This is a genomic window from Fontibacillus forbon (genome assembly GCF_046559655.1).
GTDB lineage: Bacteria > Bacillota > Bacilli > Paenibacillales > Paenibacillaceae > Fontibacillus.
In genome coordinates, this window is sequence record NZ_JBKGFV010000006.1 from 212,344 (window position 1) to 228,588 (window position 16,245).

17 protein-coding genes and 1 riboswitch are annotated in these 16,245 nt (G+C 51.7%); of the genes, 2 read left to right on the forward strand and 15 right to left on the reverse strand.

Annotated features, from left to right (window positions below; all coding sequences use genetic code 11):
• Positions 1-35: 35 nt before the first annotated feature.
• On the reverse strand, positions 36-275 hold the full coding sequence (locus ACLB09_RS22160; RefSeq protein WP_410772023.1) for a YuzB family protein: 240 nt from the start codon (positions 273-275) through the stop codon (positions 36-38).
• Between the two features lie 82 nt (positions 276-357).
• Between ACLB09_RS22160 and ACLB09_RS22165 the strand changes: the two genes are divergently transcribed.
• Positions 358-603: a NifU family protein gene (locus ACLB09_RS22165; protein ID WP_114496928.1), complete on the forward strand. Its 246-nt coding sequence runs from the start codon at positions 358-360 to the stop codon at positions 601-603.
• A gap of 91 nt (positions 604-694) precedes the next feature.
• Here the strand turns inward: ACLB09_RS22165 and ACLB09_RS22170 are convergent, their stop codons facing one another.
• The 7 genes from ACLB09_RS22170 to ACLB09_RS22200 form a co-directional block, all read right to left on the reverse strand.
• Positions 695-1,468, reverse strand: coding sequence for an SDR family oxidoreductase (locus ACLB09_RS22170; RefSeq protein ID WP_410772024.1), 774 nt, complete (start codon positions 1,466-1,468; stop codon positions 695-697).
• A gap of 397 nt (positions 1,469-1,865) precedes the next feature.
• Positions 1,866-2,732 (reverse strand): MetQ/NlpA family ABC transporter substrate-binding protein, encoded by an 867-nt coding sequence (locus tag ACLB09_RS22175; RefSeq protein WP_410772025.1) that lies wholly within the window; start codon positions 2,730-2,732, stop codon positions 1,866-1,868.
• Positions 2,733-2,799: 67 nt separating this feature from the next.
• Positions 2,800-3,468 carry a methionine ABC transporter permease gene (locus ACLB09_RS22180; protein WP_410772026.1) on the reverse strand — a complete coding sequence of 223 codons (669 nt, stop codon included), beginning with the start codon at positions 3,466-3,468 and terminating at the stop codon, positions 2,800-2,802.
• Positions 3,468-4,493, reverse strand: coding sequence for a methionine ABC transporter ATP-binding protein (locus ACLB09_RS22185; RefSeq protein WP_410772027.1), 1,026 nt, complete (start codon positions 4,491-4,493; stop codon positions 3,468-3,470). Before ACLB09_RS22185 ends, ACLB09_RS22180 begins: the two co-directional genes overlap by 1 nt.
• Positions 4,494-4,593: 100 nt before the next feature.
• Positions 4,594-4,756: riboswitch (SAM riboswitch) on the reverse strand.
• A gap of 95 nt (positions 4,757-4,851) precedes the next feature.
• The gene (locus ACLB09_RS22190) at positions 4,852-5,568 is read right to left on the reverse strand and encodes a Cthe_2314 family HEPN domain-containing protein (RefSeq protein WP_410772119.1); all 717 of its coding nucleotides are present in this window, start codon (positions 5,566-5,568) and stop codon (positions 4,852-4,854) included.
• A 114-nt stretch (positions 5,569-5,682) separates the two neighbouring features.
• The gene (locus ACLB09_RS22195) at positions 5,683-6,684 is read right to left on the reverse strand and encodes a COX15/CtaA family protein (protein ID WP_410772120.1); all 1,002 of its coding nucleotides are present in this window, start codon (positions 6,682-6,684) and stop codon (positions 5,683-5,685) included.
• Positions 6,685-6,878: 194 nt separating this feature from the next.
• Positions 6,879-7,241 (reverse strand): thioredoxin family protein, encoded by a 363-nt coding sequence (locus tag ACLB09_RS22200; protein WP_410772028.1) that lies wholly within the window; start codon positions 7,239-7,241, stop codon positions 6,879-6,881.
• A gap of 143 nt (positions 7,242-7,384) precedes the next feature.
• Here ACLB09_RS22200 and ACLB09_RS22205 point away from each other — a divergent pair, with 143 nt between their 5' ends.
• Complete coding sequence (locus ACLB09_RS22205; protein WP_410772029.1) at positions 7,385-9,064, forward strand: DUF2515 family protein; 1,680 nt, start codon at positions 7,385-7,387, stop codon at positions 9,062-9,064.
• A gap of 72 nt (positions 9,065-9,136) precedes the next feature.
• Here the strand turns inward: ACLB09_RS22205 and ACLB09_RS22210 are convergent, their stop codons facing one another.
• The 7 genes from ACLB09_RS22210 to ACLB09_RS22240 form a co-directional block, all read right to left on the reverse strand.
• The gene (locus ACLB09_RS22210) at positions 9,137-10,777 is read right to left on the reverse strand and encodes a putative polysaccharide biosynthesis protein (protein ID WP_410772030.1); all 1,641 of its coding nucleotides are present in this window, start codon (positions 10,775-10,777) and stop codon (positions 9,137-9,139) included.
• A gap of 21 nt (positions 10,778-10,798) precedes the next feature.
• Positions 10,799-11,284 carry a DUF456 domain-containing protein gene (locus tag ACLB09_RS22215; RefSeq protein ID WP_410772121.1) on the reverse strand — a complete coding sequence of 162 codons (486 nt, stop codon included), beginning with the start codon at positions 11,282-11,284 and terminating at the stop codon, positions 10,799-10,801.
• 9 nt (positions 11,285-11,293) lie between these two features.
• Positions 11,294-12,037 carry a Cof-type HAD-IIB family hydrolase gene (locus tag ACLB09_RS22220; RefSeq protein WP_410772031.1) on the reverse strand — a complete coding sequence of 248 codons (744 nt, stop codon included), beginning with the start codon at positions 12,035-12,037 and terminating at the stop codon, positions 11,294-11,296.
• Between the two features lie 454 nt (positions 12,038-12,491).
• Entirely contained in the window at positions 12,492-13,373 is an 882-nt protein-coding gene (locus ACLB09_RS22225) for a metal ABC transporter permease (RefSeq protein ID WP_410772032.1), read from the reverse strand.
• Entirely contained in the window at positions 13,373-14,350 is a 978-nt protein-coding gene (locus ACLB09_RS22230) for a metal ABC transporter permease (protein WP_410772033.1), read from the reverse strand. The genes ACLB09_RS22225 and ACLB09_RS22230 overlap by 1 nt, the downstream gene beginning before the upstream one ends.
• Positions 14,351-14,353: 3 nt before the next feature.
• The gene (locus tag ACLB09_RS22235; protein ID WP_410772034.1) at positions 14,354-15,115 is read right to left on the reverse strand and encodes a metal ABC transporter ATP-binding protein; all 762 of its coding nucleotides are present in this window, start codon (positions 15,113-15,115) and stop codon (positions 14,354-14,356) included.
• A gap of 42 nt (positions 15,116-15,157) precedes the next feature.
• Positions 15,158-16,147 (reverse strand): metal ABC transporter solute-binding protein, Zn/Mn family, encoded by a 990-nt coding sequence (locus tag ACLB09_RS22240; RefSeq protein WP_410772035.1) that lies wholly within the window; start codon positions 16,145-16,147, stop codon positions 15,158-15,160.
• Positions 16,148-16,245 lie beyond the last annotated feature (98 nt).

The following is a 16,245-nucleotide window of genomic DNA, read 5'->3' on the forward strand; positions in this document are numbered from 1 at the left end:
GCAGACTTTAAAATGAGCAGACGACTATATTGGGATCATTCTATCGCTTCGATCTCTTTGATCAAATCAACGATGACTTCATACAGCTGCTCAGCGGTTTCCGCCGCCACGGTCTCTCCATTGACCAGGGCATACGGAGACATATAACACATGCCGCAACCCGTAAGACAACCATATTCGATGACTTCGCAGTCATAATGTTCTTTCAGCCGGTTCAAGGCAACATCCGTACCAAATCCGGCATTGTTTGCACAAAATTCAATAATCGGTTTCAAACGCAAGTCCCCTGTCAGCGAAGCATTTAAATTTAAAGTTTTTTGTAATATAATATATAGGAAAGGAAAGGAGTTGAAAACAATGAGTGAAAACGTACAAGATAAATTGTATGACGAGGTGCTGGAAGTTTTGGACAAACTTCGCCCCTTCCTGCAGCGTGATGGCGGCGACGTCGAACTGGTCGACGTGGAAGACGGTATCGTCAAATTGAAATTGATGGGTGCCTGCGGCAGTTGCCCAAGCTCCACCATTACCCTCAAAGCAGGGATCGAACGCGCGCTGTTTGAAGAAGTGGAAGGCGTGCAAGAGGTCGTACAAGTATTTTAAGATATACAGCGGACCGGAACCTTCTTCCGGCAGCATAGCAACACCAATAACACGGCCCTCCGGCTTACCCGGAAAGGCCGTGTTTTATTGTTTATGACGGTTTAATCCAGGGGCGAATCGGATCGAGTCCGCCCGAGATGTCCATGATGTTGCCGGTAATGAAATCGGAATCCTTATCGCAGAGAAACGAAATGACGCGGGCGATATCCTCTCCGCTGCCAGGGCGGCCCAAAGGCGTCTCTTTATCGGACAGCTCCCGGGCTTCATCGATGGAAATCTCCTTATTCCTCCCCCGAATATCTCCGGGGCATACCATATTCACGGTAATCCCGTACGGGGCCTCTTCAACCGCAAGGGTCTTCGTAAAGGAGACGAGCCCGGTTTTGGCGGCGGCATAAACCGCGCGATGCGGCCAGGCCCGGGATTCCGAAGCATGGCCGAAACCAAAATGAACGATTCGTCCCCAGCCTTTATCCCGCATTCCCGGAAGAACCAGATGATCCAGCAGCATCGTGCCGACCAGGTTGCCATCGATCATGGCCAGAATATCAGCCTGACTGTAGTCGGTAAACAGCCGCCGCTCACGGATAAACGGTCCGGCATTATTCACAAGAATATCGATACTTCCAAGGCTGCCTTGAACCTGACCCACAAGAGCCTCGATCTCATCCCGCCTGGACACATCGGCCTGCACGGCGATACAGCGAACGCCTATCCGCTCAATCTGCGATTGAAGGGCAAGCGCTTCCGATTCACTATGTACGTAATTCAGTGCAATATGACAGCCTTGCTCCGCCAGCGTCAACGCGGTCTTCTTGCCCAAGCCTTTGGCGCTTCCCGTAATCAGGGCGATTTTTCCCACCAACGTCCCTCTCCTCCTCACAAGTACCTTCTTTTCAAGTATAAAAGATTTAAGACATTCCCACAAACGGGGAGCGGGGAAAGGAGCAAACGTTGGATTGGGTTGATACTCAATTCCCCTGATTGGAATTTATCCAATTAATTTGGAGTTCAAGATTAACGAGACTCCATTGATTGGATATTTCCCAACGAAAAAGACCAGTAAGCTCGAAATATCGTCCCTCACCATAAATTTTCATTGGAAATTTTCCAATGAAAACAGAAAAAATGTACCTTCCGGTGCTATGGATTGGAAAATATCCAATCAAGCTGATGCAACAGACAGAATGGCATTTTATAAATTGTACATAGCAACAAAAATCCCGCTGCACAAAGCAGCGGGATGAGTTCAAATTTACTTCTTAGAATACCGGAACCAAAGCACCTTTATAAGTGTCTTCGATAAATTTCTTCACGTCAGGGGAAGTCAGCGCTTTAGCCAGCTTTTGGATTGCTTCGGAATCTTTGTTGTCCGGGCGCGAAACCAAAATGTTGGTGTAAGGCGAATCTGCATCTTCAATGAACAGCGCATCGTCAACCGGGTTGAGATCGGCTTCAAGCGCGTAGTTGGTATTGATCAGAGCCAGATCCACTTCCTCCAATTGGCGCGGAAGCATAGCGGCGTCGGCTTCAATGAATTTCAGGTTTTTCGCATTTTCGGTAATATCCGCTTTGGTAGCCATAATTCCGGCACCTTCTTTAAGCTTGATAAGTCCCTGTTTTTCAAGCAACAGCAAAGCGCGTCCGCCGTTCGTCGCATCGTTCGGGATCGCCACTTTGGCGCCGTCTGCAATTTCGTCTGCCGATTTCAGCGTTTTGGAGTAGGCACCCATTGGTTCGACGTGCACGCCTACAACGGACACAAGATCAAAGTTGTTTTGCTTGTTTTGCTCGTCAAGATAAGGCTGGTGCTGGAAGTAGTTGGCGTCCAGCTGTTTTTCGAATACTTGAACGTTAGGTTGAACGTAGTCCGTAAATTCTCTGACTTCCAGTTCTACGCCATCTTCCTTTAATGCCGGCGCGATGAACTTAAGAATATCCGCGTGAGGCACGGTTGCACCAACGACCAGTTTAACCGGTTCCGATGTTGCCGGCGTGTTCGCAGCATTGTTTTCTGCAGCCGGCGTATTGCCAGCGGCCGAGTTGTCATTTTTTGCATTGTTGCTTCCGCAAGCGGCAAGCACCAACACTAAAGCCAGCGTCAACAACGAGAATGTCCATTTTTTCATAACAGTATGCCCTCCCAAATTGTTTTGAATAAGGATGTTGTGAATCTAATCTATATATAGTTGTTCCTTATTTCCGCGTAAAATAAATCACCAGCCGGTCACCCAGCATTTGCAATACTTGCACCAGAATGACCATAAAAATAACGGATACGATCATGACTTCCTTCTCATAACGGTAGTAGCCGTACCGGATAGCCAAGTCACCCAGCCCGCCGCCGCCGACCATACCGGACATCGCCGTATAGGAAACGAGCGTAACTGCGGTAATCGTCATGCCTGCAATGAGACCGGGCAGCGATTCAGGCAGCAGTACTTTGCGGATGACCTGAAAGGTAGTCGCACCCATCGCATGGGAGGCTTCGATCACCCCGCGGTCCACTTCGCGCAGCGCCGTCTCAACGAGGCGGGCAAAGAACGGAGCGGCCCCGATTACGAGCGGCGGAATCGTTCCTTCCACACCTGAGGAGACGCCCATGATCGCTCGGGTGAGCGGGATGAGAGCGACGATCAGGATGATGAACGGTACGGAACGAATGATGTTTACGATGAGGGAAAGAACCCGGTACACCCAGCCCAGCACCGGAGAACCGGATCGGGAAAAAGTGTACAACAACACACCCAGCGGCAGGCCGATCAGAAAGGTGAACAGAGTGGCGTATCCCATCATTTGCAGCGTGTCGACGGAAGCCGTGCCCATCTCGGGCCAATTGATTTTTGAAAAATCCAAACCCCACATTACCCGATCACCTCCACATCAAGATCCCGTTCCCTTAACAAATTAAGCGTACGTTCAACTTTCTCGTCATCACCTTCAAAAGATACCGTAAGCTTGCCGTAAGGCACGTCCTTGATCGTTGAGATCGTCCCTTGCAGGATCGCAAAGTTGACGCCAGTTTCCCTGACAACCTGAGACAAAACCGATTCGTACGTCTTCGCTCCGAGAAACGTGATTTTCACCAGCTTCGACCACTCCGGATGCGGAACCGAGGCTGCCAGCTTCAAGCCTTCTTCTCCGGCCGCCCCCGCCGCGTCGCGGTTAATGAACTCCCGGGTTACGAAATGCTGCGGTTTCAGGAACACCTCGGTAACGGGCCCTTCTTCCACGATGCCTCCTTCATGAATGACAGCCACCCGGTCGCAAATGCTTTGAATGACGTGCATCTCATGCGTGATGAGCAAAATGGTCAGGTTGAACTTCCGGTTAATATCCAGTAAAAGCTTCAAAATGGAATCCGTAGTTTGCGGATCCAGCGCGGAAGTCGCTTCATCGCAGAGCAACACGTCAGGATCGCTGGCCAGCGCACGCGCAATGCCTACCCGTTGCTTCTGTCCGCCGGACAACTGGGCCGGATACTTGCCGCGGTGTTCCTCCAGACCAACCAGTGCCAAGAGCTCGTTCACTTTGCTCTGAATTTGGCCTTTAGGCGTTCCGGTCAACGTCAGGGGAAAGGCCACATTGTCATATACCGTAGCCGAAGACAACAAATTAAAGTGCTGAAAAATCATGCCGATCTTCCGGCGGTGCTGTTGCAGCTCCCGCTTGCCCAGCTTGGTCAGGTCGACCCCGCCGACCCATACCTCGCCTTGGGTTGGCCGTTCCAGCAAATTGATGCAGCGGATGAGTGTGCTCTTCCCCGCGCCTGAATGGCCGATAACACCGAAGATCTCTCCCTTGTTAACCGTCAGGTTAAGTTCGGATAGCGCCGTGGTCGCCTTTTTCTTGCTACCGTATATTTTAGTAAGCTGTTTGAGTTCAATCAAACTGTTTAGCCTCCTGTATAGATTAATTTCAAAGATAGCTATATAAACAGAAAAGAGCCCCTGCAGATTCAAAGGGCTCTCTTTACGTAAAGACAATGCCTTCTCATCTGCCAAAACCGTTACGCTGCACACGCATGCGCGGTTTTGAAGGAATTAGCACCATGTCATTCGTTCCGGCATCTCCATGAATCTTCGTTGGTACCTGGAATCGAATCGGTTGCTGGGCTTCATCGGGCCTGTCCCTCCGCCTCTCTCGATAAGAAAAATATGAAATTTGTTACGAAACTATTTTTGAGTATAGGAGGTTTATTGTCTTTTGTCAAAGGAAAAAATACGTAGCCCGATCGGAAAAGGCTTTCTATTTCAAAGAAACCTTTTTCCAGCGTTGATTACTGTAAGTAAAAGCCGCCTGCAGCGTCTCGCACACCATAAGATAACCCTGCTCCAGGTCACGCAAATGCTGGTCCAGATCCTCCAGCTCAATTTTCCCCTGCAAGGTCTGATGCCGCTGCCAAAGGTCGTCCTTCATTTCCGAGTTCATATAATGGATTTCCGTATTCCGGCGCCCTCTTAGCTCGGCTAGCGCTTCCTTGTACTTGTCTTTAATGGCAACCAGCCGGTCTCCAAGCTCCATATGTACTTTCATGTATCGGAACTGGCGTAGCACCGTAAAGTAGGAAAAATGCGCCTTGACTTTGGACGTCTTGAGATCGAACAGCTCATTAAGCACCGTCCCCAGCTTGTCCAGCGTGGAAAATACACGAATAAATCCATCTTTATAAAAAAATACGTAACGGGCATAGTCGCTGCGCTCTGCAGGATCCATATCCTCCACGAAATCATGAACTACTTTTTTGCGAAAAAAGGCAGCCGCATGCAAGCATTGCTCCAGTTCATCCAGTGAGGTGATCAAGCCGAGCGTCCAAATTTCGAGCTTACGGAAGTCATGGGTCGGATCTTTAGACAGTTCCGTCTCTTTTTGCAGCAACTTGGTCGTTTGGATCATGGCATTGATCGTATCACCCAACAAACCTTCATTTTGTCTCGGCGGTTCTCCAAGCAAACTTCGCAGCATCATCGTTTCCTCGCTTCCATCATCAAATCCCGGCGATTCCATTGTGTTAGGACGAACTTGGACTACTCCTATAACACTTCCCGAAACTCTCGGCGGTCATTCCCTGCCGTTTAATTATTGGACTTTCCGATTTTTGGCAGGGTCATTTCCAACAACAGTCCGGGTATTAATTCCCGATCCCGCATTCCCGTCAACATGTCTGCTCATTTGCCAAGTTCTGACGCTCATATAACTGAGTACCCCGAACAAGGCCGCCAAAACAATAATGTGGGCAAGGGATGTAAACAAGTACACTTCATAATTAGTTAGGGTGAATACAATGCTTGCGCCTGTGAAGACCTGCGTAATAATCAAAACCGTAGCGGCTACGCCCAATGAACGGATTTCCCGGTTTCCGGGATGCTTTCGATAGGCAAAGTGACCGACCGTAGCCACGACGATCAGCAGCAGCAGCGCCGCTACCCGGTGTGCAAAAGCAATGCCGACGCCGCCAGAAAGTTCAGGGATCAGCTCCTTGTTGCAGAGCGGCCAGCCTGAGCAACCGCCCGCAGAATCGGTATGACTCACATAAGCACCGATATAAACCACAATATACGTATAAGCCGTGGCGAACCACGTTAAATTGCGAAAACCTTTGGAGACGTAATGCTTTGGCGCAGCAGGCGTATTTCTCTCCCTGGCTTCATCCTCACGAATGCCAAGGACCAGCATGACCGAACTGGCGAAAGCGATCAGGGAAAAACCGAAATGCAGCGCCATAACCGCCGAGGAGGTAGGGAAAACTACTGCCATCGCTCCCATAAATGCCTGCACCATCACAAAAACAAGAGCCAGGAAAGAGTACATCTGTAAATCCCGGCGATGTTTCCGGTATAACCAAAACGCTACAAATGCGCCCAAAGAAAGCAAGCCCGCCGCCCCGCTGACCGCCCGATGAGAATACTCGATCATCGATGCAATCGTATGGGCCGGTACAAACTTCCCGTGACATAAAGGCCAATCGTTGCCGCAGCCCAGTCCCGACTCGGTTTTGGTCACGACGCTCCCGCCTAAAGTAGCTAAAAACATGACCAAACAGGAAAGGTAGCTAAGCCATTTAAGTTGTTTCGTATTCAACATGCTCACCCGTTCTATCAGAGTAAGAAAGTAAAGCATCTGCATTCATTCATTTCCGTCAAATCATATTTCATTATAACTGATTGGGCGGGGCAAATCATAGAGAAACGTTACAGAATGTTCAAAAACGCAAACATCGCCGCCTGTACTAGCCAGGGGCGATGTGATTTTTGTCGTTTGAAATTGGAGATCGGCTATTCTTTTCTTTCGGCTGTATCGTGCAAGGTATGGTACACATCCAGCGCCTTATTTAAGAAGTCTTCAATTTCCTCGCGCGATTTGCGGAGTTTGTTCACGTAGCGAACAAGCTCACGACCGTCCGCATAGGCGACGAAGCTCGGTATTCCCAAAATGTTTTGTTCTTGGCTAACGTCACCGACCTTGTCTACGTCCACTTCAATCAACGTAAGTCGGTCGCCGTATTTCTCTTCAACCTCCGGCATAAATGGGTCGATATACTTGCAGTCCCCGCACCAGTCCGCTTTAAAAACCGCTACGACAAGGTTGCTGGATTGGATGCTTACGCCAAACTCGGCTGCGCTTTGCACCTGTTTCATGAGCTTCATTCCTTTCTGTCTGTACTTTTTTAGGCTTGCATTATGCTTCCTCTTTAAGTCAACCAAAACCCGGAGTGGAAGTCAAACTTTTGGCCATACTTGTAATATAAAATTGATGATCGGAAAAGAAAGCGAGGATCCCTATGAAGCAGAGCCCACACAACCCGGAAAGTCCGGCCTCCGCCCCGGGACTCAAGGGAATTATCCGCCGGCTTCCTTTATTAATAGGAGAAGCCTTCAAAGGTAAAGCCGCGGGGATCGCGGAATCCAGCCGCCTGCGGGAGGACCGGATCCCCCTTGGCTGGAATGAAGCCTCCGCACGCACCGTAGCTGCCGAAATCGAAGACCTGCTGCGCGGGGGTCCGGCGGCAAGAACGGCCCGGGAAAATGAGTGGAGCGAAGCGGACCGGGCACTAGCGGAGGAGATCTCTTTGGCGACCAGCCGTGCGGGAAGCAGCAATATTACCCGTACGGAGGCTTATCTGGCCTGCTATCAGGCGTATCCGGAATTGCATTGGGCGTTTCTTGCCCACATGGTGTCCCGGAATGCCGGGTGGAATATGACAGACCTGCGCGGCAGAGTGGCCGATCTCATGGATGAAACGGAAAAACGGGCGTACTACCGCTTTTTGGAGCGCAGCAATGCCCTGATTTTTCAAGACGCATATCCTCAGTTGCTTCTTTACATAAAAAGCCGTGAGCTCGGCTCCAGCCGCTTCCACCTGCTTTCCTATTTCCACGTCTCCGGCTTTATGCGCCCGTTTTGGGAACGGTTCTGGATCGACAGGGGGAGCGCTCTCCTGACGGTCGGATTAATTATTAACGAACAAAACTACATCGAAAAACGGGTCATCCGCCACCCTTATTATCAGAGACATATTACCGACAAAGTCCCTTTCCATCTTCAAAGCCTGGCGGGGCTGAACCAGGTCGTTTTTCCGTTGCTCGAGCCCGTGGCGGAGTGCGAAGCAGCGGAAGCGAGGTGCGAAGCGGAGCAGGCGGAGCAGATAGTTGCGGCTGGTACGGAAAAAGAGCTTGGAGAGAATACCGCCGAGTCGGAAAACCGTAACGGACAGGCTGAGATGACTATAGGCGAAAAAGCCGTTTCCGATGCCGGAGAGGCAGCGAAAGCCGGGGACAACGGGGGTTCCGCCCCGCCGGCGGGTCAGGGTGCGCCCAGACACTCGGCGAGAGAAGAACTGAAGTCATATGATAATGACGAGCAGTTCTTCTCCCACAGGGATGGGCAGCCCGGCTCGGGAGCCGGCGGGCTCCGGGAACAATCCGCACATGAAGAAAGCGGATTGGGGCCGCACTTGGATGAGGGAGGCCGAGTGAAGTACGGGGTGCGCCGCCTCGCCGGGCGCGTTGTCTCCGACTTCGGCAGCCTCCCGGACCGCATCGCGCTAGGCAAGAGCCTGTACGCGATGCTGATGGGCCTCCGCGCCGTGCGCAGCGGCGCGGAGCGCTTCGCCGCCAGCGTGCCGCATAGCGGCTCGCGGGCGGACTATTGGCCGGAATTGTTCACGGCCAATAGCAAAGAAGCTCTGACCTCCCCGGTGCAGGGGTCAGAGCTTCTGGAAGGCGAGACGCTGCCTCCGGGCAAGCGTCTCTATAGCCCCAAGCTGCTGGACGCTTGGGGCGACACCCCCTATGAGCCCATCTCCAGGGAAGATTGGCTCAAAGGCCACAGCGCGCTGGACGGCATCAGCGCGCCCCAGCCGCCGTATCTATGCGACATCAGTCGCGAACACCGCGGCGGCATCATCAAAACTGCCCTCGTTCGCGATGCCGCGGGCGACGCGAACCATGGACAGACATAATGAACCGACATTTCCCGGGCAATTCGACACCCGTTTGCAAGGAAACGCAGCTGCATCCGTGCTAACCCAAGCTTACTTGGACGAGCCGGCCTGGCCGGAGCGCTGCAGCCGCATCAGCGGAGACAGCAGCTTGCGCAGCGGCGCCGGATAACCGGACAGTTCGTCCTTACGCACCACGCGCAGCAGAACCAGCATAACCGGATACAGCGCAACAACGGCGAGACCGACGATGCAGCAGGTCAAGAAGAAGGCCAGCCGAGCAGGCATGATCGAAACCATCTGAATGCCCGCCTGGTTCAATCCGTACCCTGCGCCGCCGAGAACGACGACGGTCAGGAGAAACCCGACCCAACGGTTGCCCATGAGGGAAAACGGAACGATTTTTTTCATCGCCCACAAATTTAGAAGCGTAATAACCAGGAAACAAAGGCCCGTGGCCGTAATGATCCCGTAAATTCCCCAAACCGGAGCCAAAGCGTAACTCGCGACCAGCTTGACTACGATCCCGACCATCACGTTGACCATGGATAGATAAGGCTTGCCCACTCCTAAGAGAATGGAGTTACTGGTCATCATCGTAATTTGAAAGATCGTCATGAACGTTAAAAATCCGACGATGCCGTAACCGTCCAGCGATTTAAACAAAAGACCGTTTACCGAATAAGCAGCCGTTCCAAGCGCAATGACGAGCGGCAGGCCCGAAAGAATGGAGATCCGCATGGCCAGCGTTACCTGACTCCGCAAATGAGCTTCATCCTTCTTGACGAACGCCGCCGAAATAACGGGGATCAAAGAAGTACTGAGCGCTATCGCTAAAATCGGCGGAATACCGGCCACCATCTGGGCTCTGGAAGTCAAGAATGCCAAAGCCTGTTCGGCAGCTCCTTCCCCGATATGGTTGATGAGCAGCGTCTTGACGATCGAACCGTCAATAAAATTGACCGCCGATACGGTAAGCGAAGTCAGCACAATCGGAATCGATAATTTGAAAATATCCAGGTAGATGCGCTTGTACGGAATATCCGCCCCGGTAGTTCCGGATTCAAGGGGAGGCAATTTGTGACCATCCTCTTTGCGCAGCTTCATAGCATAATAAACCATGACGCCGAATGCTCCGATACTGCCAAACACGCTGCCGAAGGAGGCGCCGGCAGCCAGCCATTTGTCCGAGTACCCCATACCGTACATGACAAAGGCAAGGCCAATCGCCGTGATGACCCGTAAAATTTGCTCCATAATTTGCGAAATGCCGGAAGCCGTCATATTGCCGCGGCCCTGGAAATAACCTCTCATCATCGCAATGGTCGGGAACAAAAGCAAGGCAGGGGCAATCGCCCGTATAGCCGCAGAAGCTTCCGGAACCTTGGCGATATTCGTGGCATAATACGGAGCGATCAAATATAGGAACACCGTAATCAAAACACCGGAAACGGCGCCAAACATCAGCGCCGCTTTGTAGACCCGCCGGGCTTCATGCGGTTTATTCAGTGCATACCGCTCCGACACCATTTTGCTGAGCGTGCTCGGAATCCCTGCTGAGGCAACGGTCAGCAGCATTAAGTAAACATTGTTTGCAAGGCCATAAGAGGCATTCCCCGTGTCTCCGAATACATGCTCCAGGGGAACCCGTTGGAACAGGCCCAGCAAACGGACCAGAAGCGCCGCCCCCGCAAGGATCAGCGTGCCTTTAATAAACGATTCTTTCTTGGACAAAGAAAATTCCTTCTTTCTTTTCTAGAACATGAGGATCCATATGATGAATACAACGATCATGACAAGTTGAAGTAAGATTTTTACAACGATGCTGCTGAACAGGCCGACTACCGAGCCTACCCCTACTTTGAACGCTTTGGAAATCGGTTCCCCCTTGATCATCTCGCCGATCATGGCGCCGAGCAAAGGCCCGAGCACAAGACCAAAGGCCGGAATGATGAACGGTCCAACGATGATGCCGATGGTGCTGAGCCAGACAGACAGTTTGCTGCCGCCGAATTTTTTGACGCCCCAGGCGCCCACCAGGTAATCCGCGACAAGCAGAACCACGACGATGAGCGTTTGAATAATCCAGAAAAACCAGCCGAACGGTTCAAACGAGAAAAACCAGCCGTAAACGAAAAAAGCAAAATACACGGCAACGACGCCGGGTAGAACAGGATAAACAGCCCCCGCCATACCGACCGCAAACAGCAAAATAATTAAAATCCAACCGAGCGCAGCGATCATTTACCTTCACTCCTCCGACAAAATGTAATCGCGGATGATCAGCGCAATGCCATCATCATTGTTGGAGGCGGTCACCACATCCGCATTTTCCTTGACCTCAATTTGTGCATTTCCCATCGCAACGCCCAGACCGGCGGCCTGAATCGCCGCCAGATCGTTGAGACTGTCACCGATAGCGACCGTCTCCGACATTTCCACTCCTAGTATTTTGCAGACGGTCCGGATGCCGCTCGCCTTGTTGATGCCCGCAGGGTTAATCTCGAGATTATAAGGCGATGAATTGGTAATCTCCAATCCGCCAAAATTCTGAAGCTGCATCATAATGTTATGGCGGATCTCGTCGTCTTCGGTATGATAGCCGAATTTAAGCCACTGGTTGACTTCCAGCAGTCCGGGATCCCAATTGTTCTCGTTGTAGCTTCCCTCCACGGAATAAGCCCAGAACCAAACGCCGTGCTCCTGCGAGATGGCATGCATACGGGCAATGATTTCTTTATCGAACAGCTCCCGATGATAAAGTTCATGAGGCGATTTCCATATTTCACTTCCGTTCACCGTGATCATCGGCGTCTCGAGCCCCAACTGCACTCCAAACGGCGCAGCCTCGTTATAACCTCTTCCGGTTGATAAACAGACATGTACTCCGGCAGCAGCGGCTTTGCGAATCCATTTCTCCGTTTCCGGTGAAATCTGATGATTATCGTTCAGTAGCGTTCCGTCCATATCCAGCGCCAACAGTTTATATTTCAACAGAAAATCCTCCAATCGAATTCCATTTCATCCTTTTTCCTTCGATAGCATAACGCCATTTTATCATAAACGCCTGAGCCCAACAAAGACAGTGATATCATTTGCCTTTTTCAATTACTTGAACCTCTCCTTATGCGCATCTACTCCCCTTTTAAAACATTTAACGGACACAGGAGACGTTAATCCATCATTTCAGTGGGGAAATAACCTGATTTGACCCAGCTCTGGTGTCCGTTAACTGCAAATATAAGCAGATTATCCACAAATAACGGTTCTCATGTCCGTTAAAACACCGAAACGGAAAAAAGACCCCCGCTTTCGAGGCGGAAGTCCGAAATGGAAACAAGATAAGGATGTATGAACGGCATCCGAAACGATGCAGCACCCGATTCAGGTGACTCCGATACCTTTGTAGATACCATGACCATTATTGCAACTTATACCGCTCTGCAGCTTATGCCGATGCAGCCTTCAAGCTGCGGCGCTTTTGATATCGGGCCACGAGGCCGTGGAGCGGTGAAAATACGAAGGCCAGGATGAACAGGATACCGGCGACGGTGATCATGGATCCCGCGATGGAAGCATCCAGCCATTTTGCCGCATAATATCCGCCTGCAGAACTGACGGCACCGACCAATACGCTGTAGACCAGCATAACGCTAAGCCGATCTGTCAACAGATAGGCGGTTGAAGCCGGTACGATGAGCATACCGACCACCAAAATCGCTCCGACGCTTTCGAAGGACGCAACCGTGGACAGCGAAACCAGCCCCATAAGCAGGTAATGGAACAGCGCTACCGGTATTCCGACCGCGGCCGCCAATGCGGGATCGAAGGCGCACAGCTTGAATTGCTTGTAGAACAGGCCGATCACGACCAACACGATCAACAGGGTTCCGCCCAGCAGCCAGACGGCGGCCGGTCCGAGATCGTACCCGTTCACGATCAGAGTATCCCATTGTACATAAGCGATTTCCCCAAACAGCACGCAGTCCAGATCCAGGTCGATGTGAGCGGCGTTCCGGCTGATCAAGATCACGCCCACGGCGAACAAAGCCGTAAACACAATCCCGATGGAAGCGTCGGACTGAAGACCTCCGTGCTGCAGCGCCTGTATCAGAAATACCGTGATTAAGCCCAATACGGCGGCACCGACCAGCATCAGAACGGAATCGCGGGTTCCGCTAATGAGAAAGGCGATCGCAATCCCTGGCAAAACGGAGTGGCTAATCGCATCGCCCACCATCGCCATTTTACGGAGTACGAGAAAGCAGCCAAGCACCCCGCAGGTGGCGGCAACTAGCGTGCCGGTTAAAATGATCCAAAAATCCGCCATTAATCCGCACTCCTTTCCGCCGCATGACTTCTTTTCGAGATGACCGCCATATCGACAGCCGTCATACTTGCCACGTCATGACCTCGTTTCATTTCGTTCTTTTGGCGCAAACGACGCAGCAGCTTGGAGACCATTCCTCGATTCGGGGCAAAAACGACGGAGACCAAAAATAGCGAAGTTGCCGCCAATACAGTGACCGGTCCCGTCGGCAAGTTCGACAGCGTTCCGCTGATCAGCGTCCCGGTAACGCCCGAAAGAGCGCCGAATACACCAGCCAATATGATCATGACGCTCAAAGCGTCGGTCCAGTAACGCGCCGCGACCGCCGGCGTTATTAGCAGCGCAGCTACGAGTACTACGCCTACCGCCTGAATGCCGACGACGACCGCGATCACGGTCATCAAGAGCAGCAGCTGTTCAAGTAATCCGACTTTGAGTCCCATGCCCCTGGCGAAGCCCGGATCAAAGCTGACCAGTTTAAACTCTTTGAACAATAAGGTGCATACGGCGACCAAGATCAATGACACGATGCCGACCAGATAGACGTCGGAAAGCATCATGGAGGCTGCCTGCCCGAACATGTACTTATCCAGTCCGCTTTGATTACCGTTGCCACTATGCTGAATCTTTGTCATCATGACGACGCCGACACCGAAAAAGACCGATAAGATGATACCGAGCGCAGCATCCTGCTTAATCCGGGAATAGCGCGTTATGGCATGGATTCCGAAGGTGGCTAGCATTCCGGAAAGGATAGCTCCGATCATGAAGAGGCCGATCGATTTGACGCCGCTGAGCATAAACGCGATGCATATTCCTGGCAGCGCGGCGTGAGCAAGCGCATCTCCAAGCAGGCTCTGTTTGCGTAAAAAAGTGAATGACCCGATCACACCGCTTCCCAGTCCGAGCAGCAACGATCCCATCAGAATCCACTGCATGTTCGGGTCGGTCAACCAATTCAAAAATGTCGAGAACATAAGTTACACCTTCCCTGCCGGTACGGCGGCGAAATCCTGTAACATGGCGATGCGTCCGCCGTAAGTTTGCTGAAGATGTTCCGGCGTAAATATTTCGCTTGTCGGTCCCGCTGCAACCAGTTCGCCGTTCAGTAGCAGAACATGATCGAAATACTCCTGTACGGTGGACAAGTCGTGATGCACCACCAGAACGGTTTTCCCCTGTTCTTTCAGTTCGTGCAGCAGTTGGATGATCGCTTTTTCCGTCGTGGCATCGACCCCGGCAAACGGTTCATCCATGAAGTACAGCCGAGCGTTTTGAGCCAGGGCTCTAGCCAAAAATACACGTTGCTGCTGTCCGCCAGACAATTGGCTGATTTGCCGTCCGGCGTAATCCGCCATTCCGACTTTGCCGAGGCACTCCATCGCGATTTCCCGCTCCTTGGATCCCGGACGGCGGAACCAGCCCAGATGCCCGTAACGTCCCATCATCACTACGTCCAGCGCATTCGTCGGAAAATCCCAGTCCACCGATTCCCGTTGCGGCACATATCCGACGACTTTCCGTTGTTCCTGATAGGGACGACCGAATATTTTAACATCTCCTTCAACCTTTGGAATAAGACCGAGTACCGCCTTAAGCAGCGTGGATTTCCCCGCCCCGTTCGGACCCAGCACACCGATCAGCTTTCCTGAAGGGATTTGAAACGAAACCGAGTTCAGTACCGGCTTTTTCTGATATGCTACCGTTAAATGATTGACTTCGAGTGGATTGGCAGTAGTCATCTCAGCTCCTCCTTTTCCTGGGCTAGCTTACGCCCATACCGTTTATTTCAATGCTTCGGTAATGGTGTTCACATTATGACGCACCATGTTGATATATGTGTCCGCGTCCGATCCCGGCTCTCCCATGGAGTCGGAATACAATTCGCCGCCGATTTTGACGTCATGACCCAGTTCTTTTGCACCGGCAATGACCGCTTCCATCGACTTGGTCGGAATGCTGGATTCCACGAATACCGCTTTGATTTTATTTTCCACGAGAAAATCGCGCAGCTTGCTGACATCCTTCGAGCCGTATTCCGAGGCCGTACTGATTCCCTGGAGCCCCATTACCTTAATGCCGTAAGCATCTCCAAAGTAACCGAAAGCATCATGTGCCGTAACCAGCACGCGTCCTTCTTCAGGAATCTCGGCAATGCGTTCCCGAACTTCCGCGTCCAGTTCATTAAGTTCCGCAATGTAGGCTTCCGCGTTCTTCCCATACTCGGCGGCATGAGCCGGATCATATTCGGACAGCGTATCCCGGATCGTTTCCGCAGCGGAGACCCAATGCTTCACATTAAACCAGATGTGCGGATCATACTGGGAACCGCCGGCATCTTTTCCGGACCTCAGCAGAGAAGGGTCAATGTCTCTGGAAACGGCGACCGTCGGCTTGCGCTTCTCCAGCTTCTCGAAAATCTCCGTCATCTTTCCTTCCAAATGAAGGCCACCGTAAAAAATCATGTCGGCATCGTCCAGTTTCTGAATATCGCCTTGGGAGGCTTTATACAAATGCGGGTCCACGCCTGGCCCCATCAATCCCTTTACTTCGACTTCACCGCCGCCAATCTCCTGAACAACATCCGTAATCATCCCGATCGTCGTAACGATTTGAATCTTCCCGCCATCCTCCGCGCGCTGCTGATGACCGGGCTCACCCTCCACTTTGGAACATGCGGCAATCACGATTAACGCCAATACGCTTAACGTCATCTTTGCCCTCTGCATCGGACTTTTCTTCACTTTGATCTCGGTTTCCCTAATCTTGTTCATCCGGTTATCTCCTCCCACAAATTCAGTTCATTATTGATCCACGATTTCACTTCAGTGTTGATCTTAAACTTTCCGCATTAAGCTGGAATCTCAATGGT